The sequence below is a fragment of the Solibacillus sp. CAU 1738 genome (assembly GCF_039888725.1).
Taxonomy (GTDB): Bacteria; Bacillota; Bacilli; order Bacillales_A; family Planococcaceae; genus Metasolibacillus.
In genome coordinates this window covers 46,961-52,960 of the sequence record NZ_JBDQQN010000012.1, presented here as the reverse complement: position 1 = coordinate 52,960, position 6,000 = coordinate 46,961, and the positions used below count along the sequence as shown (strand labels likewise).

The 6,000-nt window shown below is 35.9% G+C and carries 5 protein-coding genes and 2 pseudogenes; 3 read left to right on the top strand and 4 right to left on the bottom strand.

Annotated elements, in window-relative coordinates; all coding sequences use genetic code 11:
• Nucleotides 1-23: 23 nt before the first annotated feature.
• A pseudogene (locus AAFN87_RS19615) lies at nt 24-155 on the bottom strand (IS21 family transposase); the annotation flags it as partial.
• Between AAFN87_RS19615 and AAFN87_RS19610 the strand changes: the two are divergent.
• Nucleotides 134-940 (top strand): annotated as a pseudogene (locus AAFN87_RS19610) (CotH kinase family protein); the annotation flags it as partial. The pseudogenes AAFN87_RS19615 and AAFN87_RS19610 sit on opposite strands and share 22 nt — an antisense overlap.
• A gap of 328 nt (nt 941-1,268) precedes the next feature.
• Here AAFN87_RS19610 and AAFN87_RS19605 read toward each other — a convergent pair.
• The 3 genes from AAFN87_RS19605 to AAFN87_RS19595 form a co-directional block, all read right to left on the bottom strand.
• Nucleotides 1,269-2,669 (bottom strand): vWA domain-containing protein, encoded by a 1,401-nt coding sequence (locus AAFN87_RS19605; RefSeq protein ID WP_347792751.1) that lies wholly within the window; start codon nt 2,667-2,669, stop codon nt 1,269-1,271.
• Nucleotides 2,670-3,365: 696 nt separating this feature from the next.
• A complete protein-coding gene (locus tag AAFN87_RS19600; RefSeq protein ID WP_347792750.1) occupies nt 3,366-3,650 on the bottom strand; it encodes a hypothetical protein in 285 nt (94 codons plus the stop codon).
• 181 nt (nt 3,651-3,831) lie between these two features.
• Nucleotides 3,832-4,305 (bottom strand): MarR family winged helix-turn-helix transcriptional regulator, encoded by a 474-nt coding sequence (locus AAFN87_RS19595; RefSeq protein WP_347792749.1) that lies wholly within the window; start codon nt 4,303-4,305, stop codon nt 3,832-3,834.
• Nucleotides 4,306-4,453: 148 nt separating this feature from the next.
• Between AAFN87_RS19595 and AAFN87_RS19590 the strand changes: the two genes are divergently transcribed.
• Nucleotides 4,454-5,038, top strand: a complete 585-nt coding sequence (locus AAFN87_RS19590; RefSeq protein WP_347792748.1) for a DUF3238 domain-containing protein — start codon at nt 4,454-4,456, stop codon at nt 5,036-5,038.
• 47 nt (nt 5,039-5,085) lie between these two features.
• Nucleotides 5,086-5,712: an FMN-dependent NADH-azoreductase gene (locus tag AAFN87_RS19585; protein ID WP_347792747.1), complete on the top strand. Its 627-nt coding sequence runs from the start codon at nt 5,086-5,088 to the stop codon at nt 5,710-5,712.
• The last annotated feature ends 288 nt before the right edge of the window (nt 5,713-6,000 follow it).

Genomic DNA, 6,000 nt, shown 5'->3' with positions numbered 1-6,000 from the left:
ATAATTCGTTGTAGTTGGATTCATTATTTATACACCTCTCCAATCGCTACTAAATTACGTTTTGCTAAGTCATCAATATCTGGATAGTTAGGCACTGATACACTTAGTGCTTCTTGATAATGTGTCACCTGGTAATTTAATTTCGCTTGACTTAGGGTGCTTATCGCCAAAGTCCCAATTTGTAAATATGAAATTGAATGGGATAACTGAGGGGCTTTATTTGGAATTAGAATCAGTGGATGAGTATTTCCTTAAGAATCAACAGCTACCGCAAGGACCAATATTCTATGCGGTTGATGGCGATGCTAACTTTTCGTTGATGAGTGATCTTGATAAAGAGGTTAAGAAATCACTTAAGGCCGGCTATGAACTAAAATATGGGACAGAACAAGATGAATTTCATTTACAAAAAATGATTATTGAAATTAATACCATTTCAAAAGCTGAATTTGAAAATAAAATTGTGAAATACATCAATGTTGATCAGTATCTTAGCTGGTTGGCCGGCGTTGTTTTCACCCAAAATTTTGATGGTTTTGTTCATAATTACGCATTATACCAGAATAGCGAAACTAGGCTATTCGAAATCATCCCGTGGGATTATGATGCAACTTGGGGAAGGGATGTAAATGGGAATGTGATGGAGGAAGACTATTTACGAATCGAAGGATTTAATACGCTTACTGCAAGAATTCTCGACGTAAAAACATTTCGACGTCAATACAAAAACTTGCTAAAAGTTATTTTAAACAACCAATTTAATGTAGACTATTTGAAACCTAAAGTACAAGGTATGCATGCTTTAATAAGACCTTATATTCAAAAAGATCCTTATAAAAAAGACGATATTCATTTATTTGATAAGGAACCAGCGTATATATTGAATTTTATTGAAGCACGGGCGAAGTATATAAGAGGGAAATTAGATTCATTAGATTAGGTTGTAGCATCATCTATTGGTGTTCTTATTATGCAGTCTTTTTTTTAGTTCATCAGCTAAGCGAGTTACCGGAGATTATCCCGGGTAATAGTGAAGTCATTTTAGCTTCCTTTCTTCAGCTAAACTGCGACGTTAGCTCAATAACTTTTACGAAAATTTCTTGCCTTATTAAAAGCCTTTATTAAAACAACAAGAAAAAGAACGAATTCTCCTCTTTGGAATTCGTTCTTTTTTTCATTATACTAACTCCAACCAAATAACCGCTTCACAATGTGCGGAGTGTATGTGTCAACACAAGGATGTTGGTAGGTTTAAGTTTCAATTCCCGTTATTCATTTTCCCATTGCTGTTTCCATTCATTAACCTTATCATCAATTTCCTTCTCCGCTTGTTCTCTTTCCGATTCCTTGTCCTCTTTTACTGATTTGAAGTGTTCATTACGTAAGTCTTGCATCGAGTCAGCCAATTCCAGCACTTGTTTCTCTAAGTCATCAGTAATTAATTCACTGTTATTCAAGAAATAAACAGCATTTCTGATACGATTAAATTCTGCATTGGAAACGGTATATAAAGGATTATAAATTTTATTCATTCGATCCTTTGCATCAATAGATTGCTGTATCGTCACTCCTTGTGTCCAAACGAGTTGACCAATCGATGGCTGCCACTTTTTCGTCATTTGAACTTCAAGCTCAGTGGGATCCTCCACTGTAACATATTCTCCACCGCCTGAATCGGCCACTTGCTTTAGCTGTTGCTGACCTTCGTTATCTACGTCGAAACCGATAATATTGACCTTTGCTTTAATACTTTGACTTTGAAGAAGCTTAGCTGCAGCAACCGGGTCTCCATCACATGTTTCCACTCCGTCACTTACCATATAAACGACATTCGAGTAATTTTCTGCAGGATAGGCTTGCAGAATTTCTCCGGCTTTATTGATTGCCCCGGCTAGTGGAGTCCAGCCCCTCGCCTCGAAAGAATTTAACGAGTTAGTGAAGTTTTCGGCTTGATAAGTCGATAGCGGATACACTGATTCCACATTTGAACAGGATGCTATTTTATCCGACTCGGACGATGAGCCAACATGTCCGTAGGCGATCAACGAGACATTGGCATCAGTAGGAATTTGCTCAACGAATCTGGCAATCGCCGCTTTCGCAAGTTCCATTTTCGTTTGACCGGCTATTTCTCCTTTCATACTGCCGCTTGCATCCATTAACACCACAACATTCATTTTCTTTTGTTTAGTAGTGACCTCATCCTCGCCCTTCGGTAATTCCGGCATTACATACCCATGATCATAAGCAACTAATTGCTCATAATAATTTTTATAATTTCCTGAACCAAGCATATAAACAAGATAATCATATACCTGCTCACTGTTTAAGTTTTTATGTTTAGTAAAATAAGTTTGGAACTCCTTCTCTGCAATAGGATTGAACGTATGCTTCAGAAAATCTAGGTATTGCTGACCGTCCCATCCCCCCAATGTTTCTAACTGCTGATCCATATGCGTTTCGACTAACACACCAGCTTTTTGGCCAACCATTTCTTCTACTGTTCTCGCGGCTTGTGGAATCTTTTCCTCCACTGTTTCCTCGGTTGTCGCTGTTTTGGCAGGCTTCGAATCCTCCGTTTTTGTTTGCGTTTGATCATCCGAACACGCCGCTATTACCATTAAGAACAGCATGCACACTAGAATTGCCCCCCGTTTTAAAAAAATCATCCCTTCCCCTCCTTCTATTACATACTATCTTTTACGTTTTATGGAACGAATTCGTTTCTAAGTCTTTTAATACATTTATACCGAGATATTTTGAGTACAAATTACTAACGAAAAAGAGTTGCGAATTTCATGCTAATGCTAACTCTAATCCTTCGCTATCTCCAAGGAACGACAGGAAAGCAGTTCATCACAAAGTTAATCAAGAAGTTAGAATTAATGGACCTTATTTCTCTAGCCCTGTTCGGTTCCCCATAACTAATGTTAAATTGTATTATTTATCATTTTTCTCATGCGTCTATCTTTTTGTTAAATGATAAAACAAGCATCTTGTTCTACTAATCTGCGCCGATGTTTAATAACTTCATCAAATATATCTTTAATCCTTTTTTTACACCAAGAAAAAAAGAACGAATTCCATTATCGGAAATTCGTTCTTTTATCACTAAGCTAACTCCAACCAAGCAACCGCTTCACAATGTGTGGAGTGTATGTGGTAACACATGGTTGCTGGTAGGTTTAAGTAATTGGCCAGGCCCTACTATAATAGAACTTAGCATTTTTATTTATCTTCAAACAGTTTTTTCTTCAACTAACGCCGAAGTGCAATCTTCCACAAACTATATTTCATACAACAAATAAACGGTGCCTTATACTTTATAAAGAAACGCCTGTAAGGTGTTTCTTTTTGTTCTATTATTATCGTGACATCTTAATCACTTTCACCATGCCCGTTTTTTTCACTAAAATTGTTTTATACTTCACATGCCCTTTTGCATCTTTATATAGTGTGATGCGTTTTCCTTTATTATCTTCTACAACTTTCGCAACATAGCCTGACAGGTCGACTGTTTTATTTGATTGATATGTACCATGATTATAGTGATTTGCTGCTGCTTCAGTATGCGTTAAGTTTGTTGCTGACATACCTCCAACCGTTAACATCAATGCTCCAACTACTGCGATTACAACTTTTTTCATCATTCATTCTCTCCTTTAGGGGTTGTCTTAACTTCTAATTTCATTATAAAAGAGTTTTCTGTGATTCCCCTGTGAATAATATTAGAATTTGATGAGAATGAAAGATTTTGAGATGGTAATTCGTGAAAAAGTACTGATCTACGTTATTAAACACGCTTAAAAACCCACCTTATAAACTTTATTTTTACCAGACAGGTCTTATTCTCAATGATGATTTACATTCATTTTCTTTATAAATAAATTTTGATAAATCTTCTTTTAACACTTGAATTCGTTCAGTTCCGATGTATTCCATCCAACGTGTCTCAATTTCATTTAGTATCTTTTCTTTTGCTTTTACTACTAACCATCCACGTTCGGTCAAAACAATGATTTTCCCTCTCTTATCAATGGGATGCGGTTTACGCATTACATAACCACTTTTCTCAAGATAATCCACCATATTACTCACAGCTTGCTTTGTAATTCCTAAATATTCGGCTAGTTCTATTCCTGTTGCTCCATTGGAGGCGATGCATTTAAACATAAAACCATGTACAGGTCTAATATCCTCAAATCCCAATTCACTCAATCTGTCATGTAGTTCATTTATTGATGTACTTAAAGATAAAGACAAAAGTGATATAAGATCCAACTCATTATCTTCTTTAATATTCATATATACCTCCATTGTATATAGTCAACTTAGTTGACTATATAATAAATCTATTGTACTATGCGTAAAGTAGTCAATCAAGTTGACTATAATTCGGTTTTAAAAGAAGTAGCATTCACCGAAACAAATTTTAAATATTATGGAGGTTCTCATGGCTAACATCATTAAAATTAGAGCAAGTGTATTCATTCCAATGCCTTGGACTGAACCTAAGAATGATACCCAAACAGGGAATGTAATTCAATTTGAAGGTGACTCACGTGAGTTTACTCCATATGCTGTAAACGTTATGCGTTCTAGAATTGAACAAGAAGTAGTGGTTGATTTTTATAAAAAAGAGATCTTCACATACGCGAATACTGGCATAACAACAGAAAGAATTACACATCCTGATTGTTCAGTTCATAAAAGAACAGGAAAAGCTAGTACCGAACGTATTTTGTGTACGGACATTGTATGGGGAGAGGATAACGTCAAATTTCATATGAGTGCCAGTGCTAGCAATCCACTAAATGAGTATGCACCTCCCGTTGATTATCTATTAATTGTACTTGTTAAAAAAGATGGTACTATCGATATTCAAGGTGAGCATGACGGATTCCCTTGTTATGAATTTTATAAGCAAGTCGACTTTGGTCCGTTTGATAAGATTCATACACATGACTTCAGAGAAACTGGTCATACAGCTGCAGCTCTAGGTGGAGATATGGATTGCAGTTTTAAAAAGATTATATAAAGACAATAAGCATTCACAACATAAGAATGAACAACAGGAGAAAAAGAATGACAACAGTTTTATTTGTAAAAGCAAACGATCGCCCCGCAAGCCAAGCGGTGAGTGTAAAATTATATGAGGCATTTTTAGCAAGTTATAAAGAATCACATCCAAATGATACAGTGGTAGAGCTTGATTTATACAATGAAGAATTGCCATATGCAGGATCAAATATGATAAACGGGACATTTAAGGCTAGTAGAGGAATGGAATTAACAGCAGAAGAAGCAAAAGCAGTAGCTGTTGCTGATAAATATTTAGATCAATTCCTTGCAGCTGATAAAGTCGTGTTTGGTTTCCCATTATGGAACTTAACAATTCCAGCTGTACTACACACATATATTGATTATTTAAACCGCGCAGGCAAAACATTTAAATATACGCCAGAAGGCCCGGTTGGTCTTATTGGAGATAAGAAAATTGCAATATTAAACGCTAGCGGCGGTGTATATTCTGAAGGACCAAAAGCGGAACTAGAGATGGCTGTTAAATATGTAGCAAGTATGATGGGCTTCTTCGGTGTAAAAGATATAGAGAAAGTAGTCATTGAAGGTCACAATCAATTCCCAGATAAAACAGAAGAAATTATTGCCGCAGGACTTGAAAAGGCTGTTAAAGTAGCAAGTACATTCTAATTAACAAACATTCTTCAACTGAATATGGCAGTGCCAGAGCTTTTATAGTGTTGGTACTGCTTTTTTATTCGCTCATCTTGCTAGTTTTGTGTAGTAAGAACCTGATGTTTATTTCTAGTTCAACTAAAACACTTGTCAGTTTAATAAGAAAAAAGAGAAGCCTAAATAGCTCAACAATCTTTCATTAAAGCACCCCGATCAATAACTTTAACAAAAAATATCTTTAATCCTTTTTGGAACAACAAAAAGAACGAATTCCCCCTCGGAAATTCGTTCTTTTCATTAAGC

What these genes read in the sequence shown, in the direction of transcription:
- AAFN87_RS19590 (WP_347792748.1), top strand. Translation starts at nt 4,454, where the DNA reads ATGGCTAACATCATTAAAATTAGAGCAAGTGTATTCATTCCAATGCCT.
- AAFN87_RS19600 (WP_347792750.1), bottom strand. Translation starts at nt 3,650, where the DNA reads ATGATGAAAAAAGTTGTAATCGCAGTAGTTGGAGCATTGATGTTAACG.
- AAFN87_RS19585 (WP_347792747.1), top strand. Translation starts at nt 5,086, where the DNA reads ATGACAACAGTTTTATTTGTAAAAGCAAACGATCGCCCCGCAAGCCAA.
- AAFN87_RS19605 (WP_347792751.1), bottom strand. Translation starts at nt 2,669, where the DNA reads ATGATTTTTTTAAAACGGGGGGCAATTCTAGTGTGCATGCTGTTCTTA.
- AAFN87_RS19595 (WP_347792749.1), bottom strand. Translation starts at nt 4,305, where the DNA reads ATGAATATTAAAGAAGATAATGAGTTGGATCTTATATCACTTTTGTCT.